This window comes from Kushneria sp. Sum13 (assembly GCF_052692355.1).
Window position 1 is genome coordinate 886,125 of record NZ_CP199847.1, and the last position, 18,810, is coordinate 904,934.

Consider the following 18,810-nt stretch of genomic DNA (forward strand, 5'->3'; position numbering starts at 1 on the left):
TTTTGCACGGGGCTTGATCACATGAGGCCGCTGACGGCGCATATTGACCTGGATGCGCTGCGTCACAACTATCTGCAGGCGCGCCGGTATGCGCCAGAGGCGCGCGCCATGGCCGTGCTCAAGGCAAATGCCTACGGCCATGGCGCTATCGCCTGTGCTCAGGCGCTGCAGGATCTGGCACCGGCCATGGCAGTGGCCTGTCTGGAAGAGGGACAGGCCCTTCGTGCCCGCGGCATCGAGTGTCCCATCGTGCTGCTGGAAGGCTTTTTCGAGACCGATGAGCTCGATGAAGTCATTACGGGCGGCTACTGGAGCGTGCTGCACACGCACTGGCAGGTCGACGCGCTGCTGATGCGGCTCGCGCACTGGCCGCAGCACCGAATGACCGTGCTGGTCAAATGCGACAGCGGCATGCACCGGCTGGGGTTTGCCCCCGATGAAGTCGGTGATCTCTGTCAGCGTCTGCAGGCGCACGCCGGGATCGAGCAGACGCTGCTGATGACCCATTTCGCCACGGCCGACACCCCCGATAGCCCGCTTTTGACCTCCCAGCTCGAGACGATCAATGCCCTGCGTCGCCAGCTGAATCTGCCCGGCTGTTTTGCCAATTCTCCTGCTACCCTGAGCGTGCCGGCCGCCCGGCATGACTGGGTACGCCCGGGCGTCATGCTCTATGGCGTCAATCCGCTGGAACCCCAGCACGCGCTGCATGACGAGATCGAACAGGTGCTTCGCCCGGTCATGACGCTGGAAAGCCGGATCATTGCCGTGCGCGAATTACAGGCCGGTGAGCCCATCGGCTATGGTGCACGCCATGTCACCCATCGACCCACGCGGGTCGGCGTGGTGGCCTGCGGCTACGGTGATGGTTATGATCGTCATGCCAGAGAGGGCACCCCGGTTCTGGTGGAGGGACAGCGCGCCGCCATTGCCGGACGCGTCTCGATGGACATGCTGACCGTGGACATTACCGAGCTGCCCGAAGCCGACATCGGGTCACGCGTGACCCTGTGGGGGCGTGACGCCAGCGGTGCGGTGCTCAGCGTCAGCGAGGTGGCAAGCTGGTGCGATACCATCGCCTATACGCTGCTGACCGGCATACTGCCGCGCGTGCCGCGTTGTTATCATCAGAACGACGACAGCCGAGAGGGCGTCTGATACCAGCGCGTTGTTCTGATGAGTTGTTCTGATGGGTTGTCGATGGCCGGTGCTTTGTTCCGTGATCCCTTACCAGTGTCTGCCGCGTGGTACACATGCGCCAGCGCGTCTGTCCGCAGGAAGTTACACAGGCTGATTGATGAGTAAACGCAAACGTCACGACTACCCCGAATCCTTTGCGCACCCGCGCTACTGGTCCACCTGGTGTGCGATTGGTTTGATGCGCGTGGGCGCCTTTCTGCCCTGGCGGCTCAAGCTGTGGGTGGGCACGGCCATTGGCGAGCTGGTATGGCGCTTCGTCAAACGTCGTCGCCATATCACCGAGACCAATCTGCGGCTGTGTTTCCCCGAGCTGGGAGAGCGCGAGCTGGCCAGACTGGTGCGGCGTACCTTCCATGCCAACGGTATCGGTATTCTGGAAACCGCCACCGGCTGGTGTCGCGACCCCGAGCACCTGCGTCACCGGGTCAGCTTCAAGGGCACCGAGCACATGGAAGCGGCGAAGGCGCAGGGGAAGGGGGTGCTGATCATTGGCATCCACTTCTCGACGCTGGATCTGGGCGGTGCGCTGCACTCGCTGTTCTTTGATGCTGACGTGGTGTATCGCCCGCACAACAATCCGCTGTTCGAGCATTTCATGACGAAAGCGCGGCGCGGGATTTTCGGTGCCGCCATTGACCGGCATGATCTGCGTGGCGTGGTCCGGCGCGTCAAGGGCGGTCATGCGGTCTGGTATTCGCCGGATCAGGACTTTGGCCGCGACGCGAGCGTGTTCGCCCCGTTTTTCGGCATTGATGCCGCTTCCATCCGGTTGACCTCCAAGATCGCGCGCATGACCGGCGCGCCGGTCATGCCGCTGATGTTTCATCGTAATCCGGACAACCGCACCTACACGCTCGAGTATCTGCCGGCGCTGGAAAACTTCCCCAGTGGCGATGAGGTGGCCGACGCCACTCAGGTCAACGCCTTTATTGAAATGGCCATTCGTAAACACCCCGAGCAGTATCTCTGGCTGCATCGTCGCTTCAAGACCCGCCCGGAAGGGGAGGCGTCCTTCTACGACCAGGGTTGACGTCGTGACAGAAGGGCCGTGATAGAAGAACCGTCATCAAAGCCACGTCATCAAAAAAGCCACGTTATAAAAAGCCGTGTCATAAAAAAGGGCCACCCCAATGGGGTGGCCCTTTTAATGCACTGGAGACCGAACTCGATCAGGCGTCGATACGCTTGTACTTCACGCGTTTGGGCGTGTCGCTGCCCACGCGCTTGTGATAGTCCGCTTCATAGTCGGTGTAGTTGCCTTCGAAGAACTCCACGTGGGAGTCGCCTTCGTAGGCCAGGATGTGCGTGGCGACACGGTCCAGGAACCAGCGGTCGTGGCTGATGACCATCGCACAGCCCGGGAAGGCCAGCAGGGCCTCTTCCAGTGCGCGCAGGGTCTCGATGTCCAGGTCGTTGGAGGGCTCATCGAGCAGCAGCACGTTGGCACCCTGCTTGAGCGTCTGGGCCAGCTGCAGGCGACCCCGTTCCCCACCGGAAAGGTCCTTCAGATACTTCTGCTGGTCGTTGCCCTTGAAGTTGAAGCGACCGACATAAGCGCGCGAAGACACTTCGTAGCCATTGATGCTGAGCATGTCCTGGCCGCCGGAAACGGCTTCCCAGACAGTCTGGCGATCGTCCATCGCATCGCGCAGCTGCTCGACGTAGGCGATGTCGACGGTCTCGCCAATCACCACTTCACCGCTGTCGGGCTGCTCCTGACCGGTGATCATGCGGAAAAGCGTCGACTTGCCGGCACCGTTGCCGCCCACAATGCCCACGATCGCGCCCGGCGGGACAGACAGGGTCAGATCCTCGATCAGCATCTTGTCGCCAAAACGCTTGGTGACGTTATGCAGCTCGATGACCTTGTCGCCCAGACGCGGTCCCGGCGGAATGTAGATCTCGTTGGTTTCGTTGCGCTTCTGGAAATCGCCGGACTGCAGCTCGTCAAAGCGATTGAGGCGCGCCTTGCTCTTGGCCTGGCGACCCTTGGGGTTCTGGCGAACCCACTCAAGCTCCTGCTTGATCGCCTTTTGACGCGTGGCTTCCTGCTTGGCTTCCTGCTCGAGACGCTTCTCCTTGGCTTCAAGCCAGGTGGAGTAGTTGCCTTCCCAGGGAATGCCGCGGCCGCGGTCGAGCTCAAGAATCCAGCCGGCGGCGTTGTCCAGGAAGTAGCGGTCGTGGGTGACCGCCACGACGGTGCCGTTGAACTCGGTCAGAAAGCGCTCGAGCCAGCCCACGGATTCAGCATCCAGGTGGTTGGTCGGCTCATCGAGCAGCAGCATGTCCGGGCCTGACAGCAGCAGTCGGCACAGGGCGACACGGCGACGCTCACCGCCCGAGAGATGCTCGACAAGCGCGTCCCACGGCGGCAGACGCAGGGCTTCAGCGGCCACTTCCAGCTTGCGCTCGAGATTGTGGGCGTCACTGGCCTCGATCATGTTCTCAAGGCGGGCCTGTTCGGCGGCCAGCGCATCAAAGTCGGCGTCCGGCTCGGCGTAGGCGGCGTAGACGGCATCAAGCTTTGCCTGCGCTTCGGTAATGGCGGACAGCGCTTCCTCAACGGTCTCGCGGACCGTCTTGCTGTCGTCAAGCACCGGTTCCTGCGGCAGGTAACCCACGTTGAGGTTGGGCATGGGGCGGGCTTCGCCGTGATAGTCCTGATCGACGCCCGCCATGATTCTCAGAAGGGATGACTTGCCCGAACCGTTCAGCCCGAGCACGCCGATCTTGGCGCCGGGAAAAAACGACAGGGAGATATCCTTGAGGATGTCACGCTTGGGGGGCACGGTCTTGCCCACCCGATTCATGGTATATACGTATTGCGCCATGGAGTGGATTCAGCCTCGTAGTCAATGGTGATAGGCAGGGTATCAGAGGCAGTCGTCTGCCAGTACCGTGATGATAGAGATCACAGGGCATCACGGCCAGCGTCAAGCGGTGGGCAATGGCGTGGTCACAAACGTTCAGGGCGCCACATGGGCGCCCTGCAGGGGAAGCGTCGAGCTATTCCTCCTCGTCCCACGCTTCCCAGCCATCGATCAGATCGCGCTCGAGTCGACGTTTTTCCAGCAGCGTCTCAACGCGCCGGCGCGCGCAGATCTCTCCCTTTTTGGGACGCGCATTGGGCGTCCAGGTGTCATCGTTGACCGCTTCGAACTCATCGGGTGCTTCATCAAACAGCTCGGTACTCATGGTGACTGCCCTTAGCTGCAAAAAAGGCTATATAGCGCCCTTTGTGGCCTCAGGCAAGCGGTTTTGACGTGTTCATGGTCTTGATGGCTGACAAGGGTGTCGATGACCGGGGAAAAGCCATCCGGCCCGCTGGTGGCGGGCGTTCAAAAGCGTCATGAGCAGGTAGTGGTCAACGGCACTCAGGACGTCTCTTCGACGCGAGCACGCAGACGCTCGAGCTCCTGCTGGGCTTCCATCAGACCGGTTACATCCTTCTGGACGCCGATGAAGTACAGAAGCTGATCCTCTTCATCGTGGATGGGGGTGATGGAAAGTTCATTCCAGAACAGGGCGCCATCCTTTTTGTAGTTGCGAATGATTTCACGGCAGGGATGACCTTCCTTGAGGGCATCACGAATGCGGTCAAGGCCGGGCTGCTGATTGTCACCATTTTGCAAAAAGCGGCAGTCGCGATAGAGGATGTCATCGGCGCTGTAGCCCGTCAGACGTTCAAAGCCGCTGTTGACGTAGATCAGGATGTTCTCGTTGCCTTCCCGCTCTGCCACGACAATACCGTCTTCCGAGGCATTAACGACACGTTCGAGCAGCTCGGGGCTGATCATCCGCTGTGTTTGCATGATCGATGCTTCCTCAAATGAAAATGCTGCCCTGCCATGCAGGTGGCGACTTTTCGGTCATGAAAGATAGGCTTGCATGATATGAAGTCCGACAGGCGCGAAGCCAGCATAATGAGTAGTAAAAGTGCCTTTTGCGCGGGGCTTCATTAGATTAACTAATAGTTGGCGGTGTTTTTTAAGGACCTCTGTTGCATGATGTAACCCCATGGTCCTGAACGAAAAGCTGCTGTTCCCTCATAAGGAGTCCTTCATGAAAGTTACCATTCACTACTGCACCCAGTGCCAGTGGCTGCTGCGCGCCGGCTGGTACGCGCAGGAGCTGTTATCCACCTTTGGCGAAAGCCTTGAGCAGGTGGCGCTGGCCCCCGGCCACGGCGGCCATTTCGAGGTGGTGATGACCTGTGATGAGCAGGGCACCTCCGAGGTGCTCTGGGAGCGCAAGCGCGATGGCGGCTTTCCCGACATCAAGGAGCTCAAGCGGCGCGTACGAGACCGGCTCGACCCCGAGCGCGATCTGGGGCATATCGACCGCTGAGCTGCCCGGCCACTGTTTTTAAAGGGCTATCACCAGATTTTAAAGGGCTATCACCAGAGGGTTACCACCAGCGCCATTTTTTCAAAACGGCCATCACGCCGGCACCGACCACCATCGACAGCACGACGACCACGGTAAAGCCTGCCGGGCTTGAGGCACCGGGAATACCGCCGACGTTGATGCCCAAAAGGCCGGTCAGAAAGGTCAGGGGCAGGAAAATGGCCGTCATGATGGCCATCAGGTACATGCGCTCGTTGAGCCGTTCATTGTGTGAGTTCCAGATCTGCTCCTGCAGAATCAGGGCACGCTCCTGCATGGCGCGAAAATCCTCGACGTAGCGAAAGAGCTGGTTGGACGCTTCGCGAAGCCATAGCCGCGCGGTCTCATCGAAGATGTCATCCTCGGCAAGGCGTGCCAGACAGTGGTACTGCGGCTCCATGAACCGGCGCAGCGTGATCAGCGGCTGGCGGATATCGGTCAGCTCCTCATTGGTGATGGCAGGCGCGTCCTGGACGGTCTGGCGCTCTTCCAGCTCGCTGAGCGAATCATCGATCTGGTGAGTCAGATCCCCGACACGGTCGACCAGGGTATCGGCCATGCCGGCCATCAGTTCGCCGACATTGCGGGCACCCTCACCGGCATCAAGATAGGCACGAACGCGAGTAATCGACTGCAGCGGCCGCCGACGCACGGTGATCAGTCGATTCTCGGTCAGCCAGACCCGCAGCGAGACCAGGTCATCGGGGTCGGCGCCCGGATTCAGGTTGATGCCGCGCAGGGTCGTGATTCTCCCGCCCTTGAACACCGCCACGCGCGGGCGGGTATCTTCTTCCGTCAGCGCCTCGATGATGTCTTCGTCAAGCTCTGCAATGGTGCCAAGAAAGTGATCGACATCCTTGTGGGTAAAGTCCAGATGCATCCAGAGCTGTGCCTCGTCGTGATGCCAGACGCGGGAAAGCGCCTCATGGTCCAGCGGCGTACCGCTGCCCTGGCCATCCAGACGATAGGCCACCACAAAGGAAGAAGGAGAAGCAGAGGACATGTCAGGGGTTCCACCGTAAGTCGAAAAAAACAGGGCGGCCACGCCGCCGTGATTGAATCAGGGCTTGTGATTGAGCCAGTACCCGGGATTGAATCAGTGCTTAATGGCGGCTGGCAGGCGTCGCATCACCTGGCGATGCTTTATCCAGCATGGCGGCCACGGTAGGCCAGATATTATCAAGCATGATGGGCTGTCCCTTTGCGTTGGGATGAATGCGATCGTCCTGCATCAGCTCATCATTGAGCGCCACACCCTCAAGAATAAAGGGCACCAGCGGCACATCATATTGGCTGGCAAGCGTTGGGAAAACGTTGGCGAAGGCCTTCGTATACGTCTGGCCATAGTTGGGGGGAATCAGAATGCCCAGCAGGGCCACCCGTGCGCCACTGGCCTGGCTCTTCTCGATCATTTGCGCCAGGTTATCCTGCATGCGCCTTGGGGGCAGCCCCTGTAAACCATCGTTGCCCCCCAGCTCCAGCAGCACAATATCGGGATGGTGCGTTTCAAGCGCTTTTGGCAGCCGCTCAAGACCGGCTACTGTGGTGTCGCCGCTGATGCTGGCATTGATCACCGTATGCTCACCCGGCGCCTTGGTCTCCAGCCGCTGACGCAGCAGGTTGACCCAGCCTTCGTCACGATCGATACCGCGGGCCGCACTGAGGCTGTCGCCCACTACCAGCAGCGTTTCGGCATGAACCGGCTGTAGAACTGCTGCCAGCACAACCGCCAGCACCATCAGCAGGCGTCGGGCCTTCGGCGCGAGGCGATGTGAAACCTTCATCCAATTCAGGTAGCGCAAGATGTCGACTCCAGAAACCAGAAAACAGGACGTTGAACACCCCGGTCAGGATGATCGTTTACAGGATGATCATGCACGAAGCGCACGCCCACAGGATAGAACACCGATCCTGACGGCGCGCCAGCTTGAAAAGACCGTGGGCAGCGGATCAAGCGCCATCACCATCCTGCACGCTCTGGATCTGGAGATTCACGCCGGTGAAAGCGTGGCCATCGTGGGCAGCTCGGGGTCGGGAAAATCCACCCTGCTGGCATTGCTGGCCGGGCTGGACACACTCACTCACGGCGAGCTTGACCTGTTCGGCGAGCCGCTGTCCTCGCTGGATGAAGACGGCCGCGCGCGTCTTCGGGCCGGGCAGGTCGGGTTCGTGTTTCAGAACTTTCAGCTGCTGCCAACGCTGACCGCGCTTGAAAACGTGCTGCTGCCGCTGGAATTGAGTGACCACAACGTCGATACCGATCAGGCCCGGCAGTGGCTGGTGCGCGTGGGGCTTGAGGCGCGCGTCCAGCACCTGCCCAAACAGCTCTCGGGTGGCGAGCAGCAGCGGGTCGCGATTGCGCGTGCCTTTGTCACTCGTCCGGCGCTGGTCTTTGCCGATGAGCCGACCGGCAACCTTGATCGCGCCACGGGCGACCGGGTAGCGGACCTGCTCTTTACGCTCAACCGGGAATCCGGCACCACCCTGGTGCTGGTCACCCACGATCCCCGGCTGGCCGCGCGCTGCGATCGTACCCTGACGCTTGACGAGGGACGACTGCATGTTCGCGGCCCCGATACTGCGGCCTTGCGTCATGACTCTGACGGAGTTGATCACTGATGACTGCTCGCTTGACGCCTGATGCCGGACCCCCGACACGTCGCCCTTCATCCGGGTGGGGCCATACGCTGCGGCTGGGGTGGGCGGGCCTCCGGCGTGACCTGCGCGCCGCGGATGTCCGCGCGCTCTTTCTGGCACTGGTACTGGCGGTGGCGGCGACCACCATGATCGGCTTTTTTCTGGATCGCATCGGCAGCGCGCTGGAGCGTCAATCCGGCCAGCTGCTGGGGGGCGATCTGGTGCTGGTGCAGGGCAACCCCTTCGATACGCAGGTGCTTGATGCGCTGGAAGACGCCGGGATGACCACGGCGCGCCAGGTCAATACGGTCTCAATGGCAGGGTTTGAGGATCGTTTCCAGCTGGCAAGCCTCAAGGGCGTGGCTCCGGCCTATCCGCTATATGGCAGCTTTCAGGTCGACTTTGGCGACGGGGCCGAGACCACCACTCGGCTTCCCGATCGCCATACTGTCTGGGTCGAGCCGCGGCTGGGCACCGCACTGGGACTTGAGTTGGGAGACGCACTGACGCTGGGGGATGAGCAGTTTCGGATCAGCGGCTGGATTTTAGAGGAGCCGGATCAGGATGTGGGGCTGGCCAGCTTTAACCCACGCATCATGATCAACCTGCCGGATCTGGAGCGTTCGGGGCTTATTGCCCCCGGTGCCCGATTGACCTGGCGCCTGCTGGCCGCCGGCCCGCCGGAGGCGGTCAGTTCGCTGGATAACCAGCTCGAAGCCTGGCAGGACCGCGGCATTCGCGTGATCGATGTGCGCAAGGACAGTCCGCGCATCGGTCGGGCACTGGAGCGCTCCCAGCAATACCTGAGCCTGTCGGGGCTGGCTGCCGTGCTGCTGGCCGGCGTCGCGGTGGCCATGGCCACCCGGCGCTATGTCGAGCGTCATCTGGATACGGCGGCCCTGATGCGCTGCCTTGGCGCCAGTCAGCAGCAGCTCTCGCGTATCTTTGCCGCGCAGCTGGCCATGCTGGCCCTGACCGCTGCGGCCGTCGGTGCGGTGCTGGGGCTGATCGGCCAGTGGGCGCTACTGAGCCTGCTGGTGCAATTTCTGCCGCTGGAGTTACCGCCACCGGGGCCGCTGCCATTACTGCTGGGCATGCTCACGGCCGTGGCCATCCTGATCGGGTTTGCCGGGCCGACGCTGTTGCGCCTCAAGCAGGTCAGCGCCCTCAAGGTGCTGCGTCGGGAGCTGGCACCGCTGCCGGCCGCCGGCTGGCTGATCATTGCCTGTGCCAGTCTCATGTTCGGGGCACTGCTGTGGCTTTATAGCGGCGATCTTGTGCTGTCAGCCGGGCTGTTGGTCGGTGGGCTGGTGACCCTGGTTGTACTGTGGGGTGTCGCCCAGGTGATGCTGTCGCTGCTGCTGCGCGGGGCAACGTTATTGCCACGGCACTGGCGCATGGGCAGCCGACAGCTGGCGCGGCGTCGACAATCCAGCATCGGTCAAATCCTGGCCTTTGCCGTCACCTTCGCCCTGATGGCGCTGATTGCACTGGTGCGTACCGACCTGATCGATGACTGGCAGTCGAAACTGCCCGTTGATGCCCCCAATCAATTTGCCATCAACATTCAGCCCAGCCAGCGAGAAGGGTTTATCAGCGCGCTGGATGACATTACCGATAGCCGCTCGGAGGTCTATCCCATCGTGCGTGGGCGACTGGTCGAGATCAACGGCGTGACCGCGCGCGATGCGGTCCCGGAAACGGCTCGCAACGATGGCAACCTGCGCCGTGAGATTAATCTGACCTGGGCGGCGACCATGCCCGACAGCAATACGCTGACGCAGGGCGCCTGGTTTTCAAACGGCGATGACCAGGACGGGCAGGCGGGGACTCGCGATGCGCCGGTGGGCGTATCGGTCGCGGAAAGCATGGCGAAGGAATTGTCTCTCGGGCTCGGTGACCGGCTGACGTTCGATATCGGCGGGCGCGAGATCACGGCCAGCATTACCAGCCTGCGCAATGTGGATTGGGAGTCGTTTCAGCCCAACTTCTTCGTGATTTTTCCGCCCGGGTCGCTTGAGCGCTTTAGCCACAGTTTTATCACCGCCTTTCATCTGCCGCTGGATCAGCAGCAGGCACTGGGGCCGCTGATACAGCAATATCCCTCGGTCTCGCTGCTGGATATCGACGCCATTCTGCAGCAGGTGCGTGATCTGCTGCGCCAGGTCTCAAGAGCCGTGGAACTGGTGTTGCTGTTCGTTTTGCTGGCCGGTATTGCCGTGCTGTATGCCGCGCTGACGGCCTCCCGACCGGCCCGTAGTCATGAATGGGCATTGCTCAGGGTGTTTGGCGCCGGCGATCGACGGCTGGTGCGCACTCAGCTGGCGGAGTTTGGCTGGCTCGGTTTTTGTAGCGGCCTGCTGGGCGCCATGCTGGCAGAAGGGGTCAGCGCGCTGCTGTATAGCGTCTGGCTGGACCTCGACGTGCGCGTGCATTTAAGCGTATGGCTTTTAATGCCACTGGGCGGGGCAATTTTAATCGGCGGTATCGGGTATCTGCTCAGTACACCGCTGCGACGTCAGGCCCCGATGGAAAGTCTGCGGCTGCTGGGGGAGGGGTAGGCAAGCCCCTTTCACGAGTCAGAACCATTGAATGAAATGCCCGGTCAGCAATGCCCGGGCATTTCAGCATTTAAAGGGGGAGGAAACGACACAGTGCAGAGCCTTTAAATGTCATTATTTTGACAGTGAGAATGATGTCGTTTCAGGCGTTTTTCCGATGCGTTATTTTGGATTTTTGCGCTTTGAATAGGGGTTGACTTAAGTTAAATGGCTGGTCATGACTGGCTGGTCGATGCGAAAGGTTATCAACGTCTTCGAGGTGATGAAAAATGTCCGTGTAGTAAAAATCCACGGTGCACTACTTTAGTGCGTATCTGCTTCATTTTGGTGCTGAAAAACCGTTTCTGCACAGTCGTCCCTGCCGTGCCTATATACATTCACACCGCTCTGCACGCCCTTCTTATAACATCGTGGTTGTCAATTAATCGGGCCCAGAGAAGCCGTTGAATACCGGCCATCCATCATGGATCGGGCATCAAGGGTAGAGGTGATCACCTGCCATGACTCATGAGCGGGCTTTCACCATTGGTGTTGTTATCATCAAGGGGCATGAACGCATGAGAAAGCTGCGAAGCTTGATCTACCGGCTGTTTAAAAAAACACCGGATGTTATCTATTTCAATTTGACCTATCTGCGCCTTCACGGTCGCTTTTGTAATTTCAGATCGCCTGAAAGTGTCAGTGAAAAGATTTTTCATCGGATGCGTTACCCGCATCCCTGTTTTTCGACACTGGCCGATAAAGTGGCGGTGCGAAGCTATATTACCGAGCGTGCCGGCGAGCAGTATCTGGTGCCCTTTATCGGTGTTTATGACACGATCACCGAGCGAGAATTGAGCCGCATTCAGGAGCCGTTTGTCATCAAGGCCAATCACAGTGCCGGGCAGGTGGCCGTGATTAAAAAACCTTGGCATACGGACATGTTTGCGCTGGCCTGTGAAGCCAATCAATGGCTGCATTATGACTACGCAGGCCTGCACCGGGAAAAGCATTACCGCGCCATCAAACCGCAGCTGGTCATCGAAAAGGCCCTGCTCATTGAAGGTGAGGTTCCGGCGGATTACAAGGTACTGGTGCTGAACAATGGCGATGAGCAGGAGATCTATATCCAGCTGATTGCCGGGCGCTTTACCGATATCCGCTGTCAGTTTTTCACCGAAGACTGGCAGATCGCCCCGTTCAACCGCCGTGGCTACAAGCCCCTGCAGGGGGAAGAGCTCAAGGCGCCTGCGTGTCTTGATGAAATGATTCAGGTGGCGAAGGCGCTTTCCGAGCCCTTCGGCTTCTGTCGCGTGGACTTCTTCGTGGTCGGTGAGCGCTGCTACGTGGGAGAGCTGACCTTTACGCCCGTGGCCGGAGAGTTCGTGCTTGACCCGGTCAGCGCCGATATCGAGCTTGGGCGCAAAATCGGCTTCCCGGAAAACATCGATTTAACCAGGCCGCCCCAAAGGGCCATCAAGCGTCCTGCCTCACCCCTCGGCGTTTCCGAGACGGTACCCGTGAGCGAGCCGGCATAGCGCAGTGGTATTCGGTCACCATCAAAAACGGCAGCCTTCATGGGCTGCCGTTTTTGTTTCAGGCATAAGGAGGCTTTACGGAAAGGCTCATGACAACCTCGTTTTTGATGTCTTTTTTCAGGATGTCGCTCTCGCATCCGAGATGGCCGCGTTTCAAGTGAAAGGCCCAAAAGCGTTGTGTATGATGACGAGCAACGTCTTTCCATCACGCGCCTGTCAAGCTCGTCCGGTGCGTTATCAACCTTCTGGTATCGAGGAAGTTCATGTTCACACGCGATATGACCATTGCCGGCTATGACGACGCACTCTGGCAGGCCATGCAGCAGGAAAACGGCCGTCAGGAAGATCACATCGAGCTGATCGCCTCGGAAAACTACACCAGCCCGCGCGTCATGATTGCCCAGGGCTCACAGCTGACCAACAAGTATGCCGAAGGCTATCCCGGCAAGCGCTACTATGGCGGCTGCGAGTTTGTCGACAAGGTTGAAGAGCTGGCCATTGCCCGCGCCTGCGAACTGTTTGGCTGCGATTACGCCAATGTGCAGCCGCATGCCGGCTCTCAGGCCAACAGCGCCGTATTTCAGGCACTGGTCAAGCCGGGTGACACTATTCTGGGCATGAGCCTGGACGCGGGTGGCCACCTGACCCACGGTGCCAAACCCAACTTCTCCGGCAAGCACTATAACGCCGTGCAGTACGGGCTCAACGACCAGGGCCTGATCGACTATGACGAAGTCGCGCGTCTGGCTCGTGAGCACCAGCCGAAAATGATCATCGCCGGTTTCTCGGCTTATTCCCAGATCATCGACTGGGCACGCTTTCGCGAGATTGCCGATGAAGTCGGCGCCTGGTTCTTTGTCGACATGGCCCACGTTGCCGGCCTAGTGGCCGCGGGTGAATACCCCAGCCCGCTCAAGCACGCTCATGTGGTGACCACGACCACGCACAAGACTCTGCGTGGCCCGCGCAGTGGCCTGATTCTCTCCGCCGCGGGTGATGAAGACCTCTACAAGAAGCTCAACTCCGCCGTGTTCCCGGGCGGGCAGGGCGGCCCCCTGATGCATGCCATCGCCGCCAAGGCTGTCTGCTTCAAGGAAGCGCTGGAACCCGAGTTCAAGGCCTACCAGCAGCAGGTCGTCAAGAATGCCAAGGTCATGGCTGGTGTCTTCATGGAGCGCGGTTTTGACGTGGTCTCCGGCGGTACGGAAGATCACCTGTTTCTGCTCTCGCTGGTCAAGCAGGGCCTGACCGGCAAGGACGCTGATGCCGCGCTTGGACGTGCTCATATCACGGTCAACAAAAATGCCGTACCGGGCGACCCGCAGAGCCCGTTCGTCACCTCCGGCCTGCGTATCGGCACGCCCGCTGTGACCACCCGTGGCTTCAAGGAAGACGAATGTCGCGAGCTGGCCGGCTGGATCTGCGATATCCTCGATGCCATGCAAAAGGGTGATAGCGCCGATGCAGAAGAGACAGTGAAAAGCCAGGTTGCCAGGGTTTGCGAAAGGCTGCCTGTTTATCGTTGATGCATGATTTCTCTGATGGTCGAATAAAAAATTTCGACCATCAGAGGTTGCCCGTTTTATTAATGCCATTTGTCGGCGGGAACACTCTGTGCTCCTGCCTATCAATGTGTATCAAGCTGCTCTGGTTTATGAAGCAGGAAGATGTCGAAGACCTTCCTGAAAAATAAGATAATATTTGTAAGTTATTATGATTTCTGTCTGAATCATCCCAGTGTGCAATGATGATCATGTCTATTGTCTGATTGGCCTGGATGTAAATGAAAGGCAGAACGCTTTTAGTCACGGAACGATTTCCCCTTCACTATTTCGGGCCCTTGTTCGATGCCGCCACTATCTGGCTGTCCGGCGTCATCGCCTATCGTTTAAGGCTCGGCGGATTTGAACTTCATGAGCGCTATCAGCTTGCGCTCATGATTATGGTTCTTCTGATTTTGCTGTTAAACATGTCTCGTCAGGCTTATGTGCGCTGGCGAACAACGTCTCTTGCAACTCTTTTGTTCAGACTTTTATGGGTATGGCTGCTGGTAGCGATTGCTGCAGCATCGCTTATCTATTTCGCTCAGGCCGCGAGTCGCTACTCGAGGCTCTGGTTGAGCCTGACGCTTGTTATCTCCTTTCTATTGTGTGCTTTTGCCCGTCTGGCCGCTAAAAAGTTGTTGTCGTGGCTGCGTTTGCGAGGTCTCAATCGGCGCAAGGTGTTTTTGATTGGCCCGGGGGTCACGCTTCGCGGTATTACCCGCCATATGCGTGAAGAGCAGAGTGCCGGGTTTTCAATCAGTGGAATGCACCGTATCAACCATGATCCGGGGCTTGAAGAAATGGATGTGATTACGCGTCGTGTTGCAGAACGACAGGTCCATGAGGTCTGGATTTGTATGCCACTGGCACTCGGGGGGGTAGTTAAATCCCTGATGTATTCACTTAGGCATCAAACGGTTGAAATCAGGTTTATTCCCGAATTTTCTGACCTTCCGTTACTTAATCATCGGGTTAGTCAGGTGGTAGGGCTTTATGCCATTGATTTGAGCGTAAGCCCCATGAGCGGCAATGCACGTATCGTCAAACGCTGCGAAGACATCGTGTTAAGCACCCTGATCATGGTGTTGTGCCTGCCGATTTATCTGATGATCGCCATTGCCGTACGCGTATCCTCTCCTGGACCGGTGCTTTTCAAACAGTATCGGACCGGGCTCAGCGGGCAGAGATTCAAGGTGTACAAGTTTCGGTCCATGTATATGCATGATGAGCCGGAAGGTCATGTGACCCAGGCCTCAAGACGAGATCCTCGATTCACCAGAGTAGGTGCCTTTCTTCGTCAAACTTCACTTGATGAACTGCCACAATTTTTTAATGTTCTGCAGGGTAGGATGTCCATTGTCGGCCCAAGGCCTCACGCGCTGATTCATAATGAACATTATAAACAGCTGGTGGAGTCCTACATGCAGCGTCACATGGTCAAGCCCGGGATCACCGGGTGGGCACAGGTCAAGGGGTACCGGGGACAGACTGACACCCTAGATAAAATGCAAAACCGTGTTGAGCATGACCTCTGGTATATCGAACACTGGACGCTCGGTCTCGATCTCTGGATCATATTCAAAACGGTGCTAATTGGTTTTAAGGGTCGCGATGTTTTCTAACCACCTATTTTGATTAGTTAAATAATACTTTTTATATTCTTGAGTTGCTTCCAAAGTAGCAAGAGTTGTTCGATTTTGTTAGAATTCGTTCATCAAAGTTTTGCTCCTTTCCATCCTCATGAGCAACCTCCATGGCTTCAAAACAGAAACGGCCGCTTACTGATCTTGGCGTGGCACTGAAGGCGTGCAGAGGATCATTTGTTACAGCCGGTGTCTTCAGCATGTTTATCAACCTGCTGATGCTTGTCCCCCCGCTTTACATGCTGCAGGTCTACGACCGGGTCATTTCCACGAGAAGTGTGGATACACTTCTTATGCTTACCATGATCGTTGTGTTTCTTTTTATGGTTATGGGTGGGCTCGAAATCATACGTTCTCGCCTTTTGGTTAGAGTAGGCAACCGTATCGACACGCTGGTAAGTGATCGGCTTTATGGCGCCATGTTTCGAAAAAGCCTGATGACGCCCGGGCAGCAAACGGCACAGCCGCTCAATGATCTGACCAGTCTTCGTCAGTTTCTGACAGGTAATGGCCTTTTCGCCTTTTTTGATGCTCCCTGGATTCCTGTTTATATCGCTGTTCTTTTCATGTTCAACACATGGTTTGGTGTGTTTGCCATTGCAGCAGGTGTCATTCTTTTTGCACTGGCCATTATCAATGAATATGCGACCCGCAATCTTCTGGCGGAAGCCAGCAGCGAGCATATCAAGGCCCAGGAACTTGCCAACTCCAATCTTCGCAACGCCGAAGTGTTGCACGCCATGGGCATCCTTCCCGGGATCCGCCAGCGTTGGGCAGCGCGTCATCGAGAATTTTTGATCAAGCAGTCATGGGCAAGCGATCGAGCCGGTACCTTATCCAATGTTTCAAAGGTGCTGAGGCTGCTTTTCCAGTCCCTGATTCTGGGGCTGGGTGCACTGCTGGTAATTGATGGGCTGATAAGCCCCGGCATGATGATCGCCGGTTCCATATTGATGGGGCGTGCGCTGGCGCCGATCGATCAGATGATTGGGGCATGGAAGGGGTTTGTAGGCGCACGAAATGCACATGAGCGTTTACAGTCTCTTCTAAACGACATTCCTGCCGAGAGTGAAAGGATGTCGCTGCCTGACCCCACGGGGCGAATAAGCATCGAAGGTATTGCAGCAGGTCCGCCCGGCGGCAGGATGTCGACCATCCGCGGCGTGCAGTTCGAAGTCGGCAAGGGCGAACACGTTGGCATCATCGGGCCCAGTGCTTCCGGGAAGTCGACGCTGGCAAGAGTACTGCTTGGTATCTGGCCTGCCCAGGTCGGTAAGGTTCGGCTGGACGGCGCTGATATCACTCAATGGAATCGTCATGAGCTGGGGCCCTGGATTGGCTATCTCCCTCAGGACATTGAACTGTTTGATGGCACGATCAGTGAAAACATTGCGCGATTTGGCGACGTAGATGCACAGCGTGTTGTCGAAGCGGCTCAACGCGCCGGTGTTCACGAAATGATTCTGCAGCAGCCTGACGGTTATGACACCTTCATTTCTTCATCCGCTGGTGCGCTTTCTGGAGGTCAACGGCAGCGCATCGGACTTGCACGCGCACTGTACGGAAAACCTGTGCTGGTCGTGCTCGATGAGCCCAACTCCAATCTTGATGACAGCGGTGAAAAAGCGCTTGCCAGTGCAATCGAGGTGCTCAAGAAAGAGGGCACTACCCTTTTTGTGATTTCCCATCGCACCAGCGTGCTGACCAGCATGGATAAACTGCTGGTGCTCAAGGACGGGCAGGTAAGCATGTTTGGGCCTCGGGATGAAGTGCTCAATCGTTTTGCCCGCCAGCGCCAGTCCGCCGTTCAGAGCAGCAATCCGCCAACATCGCTTAACGAACATGGCCGTAGAACCGCCTCGGGGCAGGGTTCCAATAGCTAAGGGTTTAAGAGAGATCCCTGGCACCATTTCCGGAAGTTCTGGAGTTTCCTTTCATGGCAAATAATATTGTTGCTGGCAGCCAGACCTTTCTGGAAGGCAGCACTGCGCCACGCAGTCAGAGCAGCACGCGTGGCTTTGAGCTACCCACCAGCGATCGAAAGGTAAAGTGGACAGGTATCATCATACTGCTGGTTGCCTTTGGCGGTTTTGGCCTGTGGGCGGCCCTTGCTCAGCTATCCATTGCGGTTGTCGCCAGTGGCACTGTTTCTGTCGAGAGCTTTAAAAAGACGGTGCAACATCTTGAAGGCGGCATTGTGAATCAGATCAATGTACGTGATGGCGATCATGTAGAGGCAGGGGATGTCTTGATGGTGCTGGATGGCACGCAGTCTCGTTCTCAATACGATATTGCCCGTGCCAACTGGTTTATTGCCAGTGCTCAGGAAGCCCGCCTGCTCGCAGAGCAACAGGACAGCGACAGCGTTACCTTTCCGGACGATCTACTGACAATGGTGAATGATAATGATCGTTTTCAACAGATCATCGCTGTCCAGAAAAGCCTTTTTTTCTCCCGTCGTAGCTCGCTGAAAAGTGAAATTGCAGCCCTCAATGATCAGATTCAGCAGTACCGTGAGCAGATTGACGGGCTGACAAGAACCATCAGTATTGATCGAAAACGCATGACTTCCCTTAACGGTGAGGTGGAAGACTATCAGTCCCTTTTCAAGGAGGGCCTCGGTAACAACCAGCGTATTCGTGAACTCCAGCGACAGGTTTTGCAGTCAGAATCCGAAACGGCCAGGGCCAGAGCGCAGATTGCGCAGTTGAAGTCTCAGATCAGTGAAAATCGTTCACGCATTGAATCGCAGCGTCAGAATTATCAGCAGGAAATCGGCGAGCAATTGCGTCAGGCTCAGTCACAGATTTCCGACTCGCGTGAGCGCATGGTAGCCCTGCAGGACCAAGTAGGTCGCACAGACATCAAGGCGCCGGTCAGCGGAACGGTCGTAGGGCTTGATATTCACACCATTGGTGCCGTGGTACGGGCTGGTGAGCCCATCATGAGTATTGTGCCTGCCAATGAAGGGTTCATGGTTGAAGCACGCATACCAGCCCAGGACATCGACAATATCTATCATGGCCAGTCAGCCGAAATTCGCTTCAGTGCCTTTAACCAGCGTCGAGCGCCTGTGGTTGACGGTATGGTAGATCATGTTTCGGCAGATAGTTTTGAAGACGAAAACACCGGGGCGCGTTATTACAAGGCCCTGCTTCAGGTCTCTGAAGAAGGACGCGAGCAGATGACCGAAAACATGCAGCTGCTCTCCGGGATGCCTGCCGAGATCATGATTCAAACGGGTGAAAAAACGCTTTTCAACTATTTGATGCAGCCGGTAACCGATATGCTCAATCGCTCCATGCGCCAGGACTGAGGGGAA

At 57.7% G+C, this 18,810-nt stretch carries 15 protein-coding genes; 10 read left to right on the forward strand and 5 right to left on the reverse strand.

Features of this window, described 5'->3' with window-relative positions; translation table 11 throughout:
• The first annotated feature begins 21 nt into the window (after positions 1 to 21).
• On the forward strand, positions 22 to 1,158 hold the full coding sequence (alr, locus tag ACUN8C_RS04175) for an alanine racemase (protein WP_445621043.1): 1,137 nt from the start codon (positions 22 to 24) through the stop codon (positions 1,156 to 1,158).
• 139 nt (positions 1,159 to 1,297) lie between these two features.
• On the forward strand, positions 1,298 to 2,230 hold the full coding sequence (lpxL, locus tag ACUN8C_RS04180; RefSeq protein ID WP_445621044.1) for an LpxL/LpxP family Kdo(2)-lipid IV(A) lauroyl/palmitoleoyl acyltransferase: 933 nt from the start codon (positions 1,298 to 1,300) through the stop codon (positions 2,228 to 2,230).
• Positions 2,231 to 2,369: 139 nt separating this feature from the next.
• Here the strand turns inward: lpxL and ettA are convergent, their stop codons facing one another.
• The 3 genes from ettA to ACUN8C_RS04195 all read right to left on the reverse strand — a co-directional run bounded on the left by ettA (position 2,370) and on the right by ACUN8C_RS04195 (position 5,012).
• Positions 2,370 to 4,031: an energy-dependent translational throttle protein EttA gene (gene ettA, locus ACUN8C_RS04185; RefSeq protein ID WP_445621045.1), complete on the reverse strand. Its 1,662-nt coding sequence runs from the start codon at positions 4,029 to 4,031 to the stop codon at positions 2,370 to 2,372.
• Between the two features lie 175 nt (positions 4,032 to 4,206).
• A complete protein-coding gene (locus tag ACUN8C_RS04190) occupies positions 4,207 to 4,395 on the reverse strand; it encodes a PA3496 family putative envelope integrity protein (RefSeq protein WP_108843162.1) in 189 nt (62 codons plus the stop codon).
• Positions 4,396 to 4,574: 179 nt separating this feature from the next.
• Positions 4,575 to 5,012, reverse strand: a complete 438-nt coding sequence (locus tag ACUN8C_RS04195; RefSeq protein ID WP_445621046.1) for a PAS domain-containing protein — start codon at positions 5,010 to 5,012, stop codon at positions 4,575 to 4,577.
• A 250-nt stretch (positions 5,013 to 5,262) separates the two neighbouring features.
• Between ACUN8C_RS04195 and ACUN8C_RS04200 the strand changes: the two genes are divergently transcribed.
• Positions 5,263 to 5,547, forward strand: coding sequence for a SelT/SelW/SelH family protein (locus ACUN8C_RS04200; protein ID WP_445621047.1), 285 nt, complete (start codon positions 5,263 to 5,265; stop codon positions 5,545 to 5,547).
• A 61-nt stretch (positions 5,548 to 5,608) separates the two neighbouring features.
• Here ACUN8C_RS04200 and ACUN8C_RS04205 read toward each other — a convergent pair whose 3' ends face one another.
• Both ACUN8C_RS04205 and ACUN8C_RS04210 read right to left on the reverse strand, forming a co-directional pair.
• Positions 5,609 to 6,589 carry a zinc transporter ZntB gene (locus ACUN8C_RS04205; RefSeq protein WP_445621048.1) on the reverse strand — a complete coding sequence of 327 codons (981 nt, stop codon included), beginning with the start codon at positions 6,587 to 6,589 and terminating at the stop codon, positions 5,609 to 5,611.
• A 100-nt stretch (positions 6,590 to 6,689) separates the two neighbouring features.
• A complete protein-coding gene (locus ACUN8C_RS04210; protein ID WP_445621049.1) occupies positions 6,690 to 7,388 on the reverse strand; it encodes an arylesterase in 699 nt (232 codons plus the stop codon).
• Between the two features lies 1 nt (position 7,389).
• On the opposite strand from ACUN8C_RS04210, the gene ACUN8C_RS04215 reads away from it, so the two are divergent.
• From ACUN8C_RS04215 to ACUN8C_RS04245, 7 genes are all read left to right on the forward strand, one after another.
• A complete protein-coding gene (locus ACUN8C_RS04215) occupies positions 7,390 to 8,205 on the forward strand; it encodes an ABC transporter ATP-binding protein (RefSeq protein ID WP_445621050.1) in 816 nt (271 codons plus the stop codon).
• Positions 8,205 to 10,784: an ABC transporter permease gene (locus tag ACUN8C_RS04220; protein WP_445621051.1), complete on the forward strand. Its 2,580-nt coding sequence runs from the start codon at positions 8,205 to 8,207 to the stop codon at positions 10,782 to 10,784. Before ACUN8C_RS04215 ends, ACUN8C_RS04220 begins: the two co-directional genes overlap by 1 nt.
• Positions 10,785 to 11,341: 557 nt before the next feature.
• Entirely contained in the window at positions 11,342 to 12,301 is a 960-nt protein-coding gene (locus tag ACUN8C_RS04225; RefSeq protein WP_445621052.1) for an ATP-grasp fold amidoligase family protein, read from the forward strand.
• 263 nt (positions 12,302 to 12,564) lie between these two features.
• The gene (gene glyA / locus ACUN8C_RS04230; RefSeq protein ID WP_445621053.1) at positions 12,565 to 13,827 is read left to right on the forward strand and encodes a serine hydroxymethyltransferase; all 1,263 of its coding nucleotides are present in this window, start codon (positions 12,565 to 12,567) and stop codon (positions 13,825 to 13,827) included.
• Positions 13,828 to 14,084: 257 nt separating this feature from the next.
• Positions 14,085 to 15,467, forward strand: a complete 1,383-nt coding sequence (locus ACUN8C_RS04235) for an undecaprenyl-phosphate glucose phosphotransferase (protein WP_445621054.1) — start codon at positions 14,085 to 14,087, stop codon at positions 15,465 to 15,467.
• Between the two features lie 131 nt (positions 15,468 to 15,598).
• On the forward strand, positions 15,599 to 17,371 hold the full coding sequence (locus ACUN8C_RS04240; RefSeq protein WP_445621055.1) for a type I secretion system permease/ATPase: 1,773 nt from the start codon (positions 15,599 to 15,601) through the stop codon (positions 17,369 to 17,371).
• Between the two features lie 53 nt (positions 17,372 to 17,424).
• The gene (locus tag ACUN8C_RS04245; protein ID WP_445621056.1) at positions 17,425 to 18,804 is read left to right on the forward strand and encodes an HlyD family type I secretion periplasmic adaptor subunit; all 1,380 of its coding nucleotides are present in this window, start codon (positions 17,425 to 17,427) and stop codon (positions 18,802 to 18,804) included.
• Positions 18,805 to 18,810: the final 6 nt, after the last annotated feature.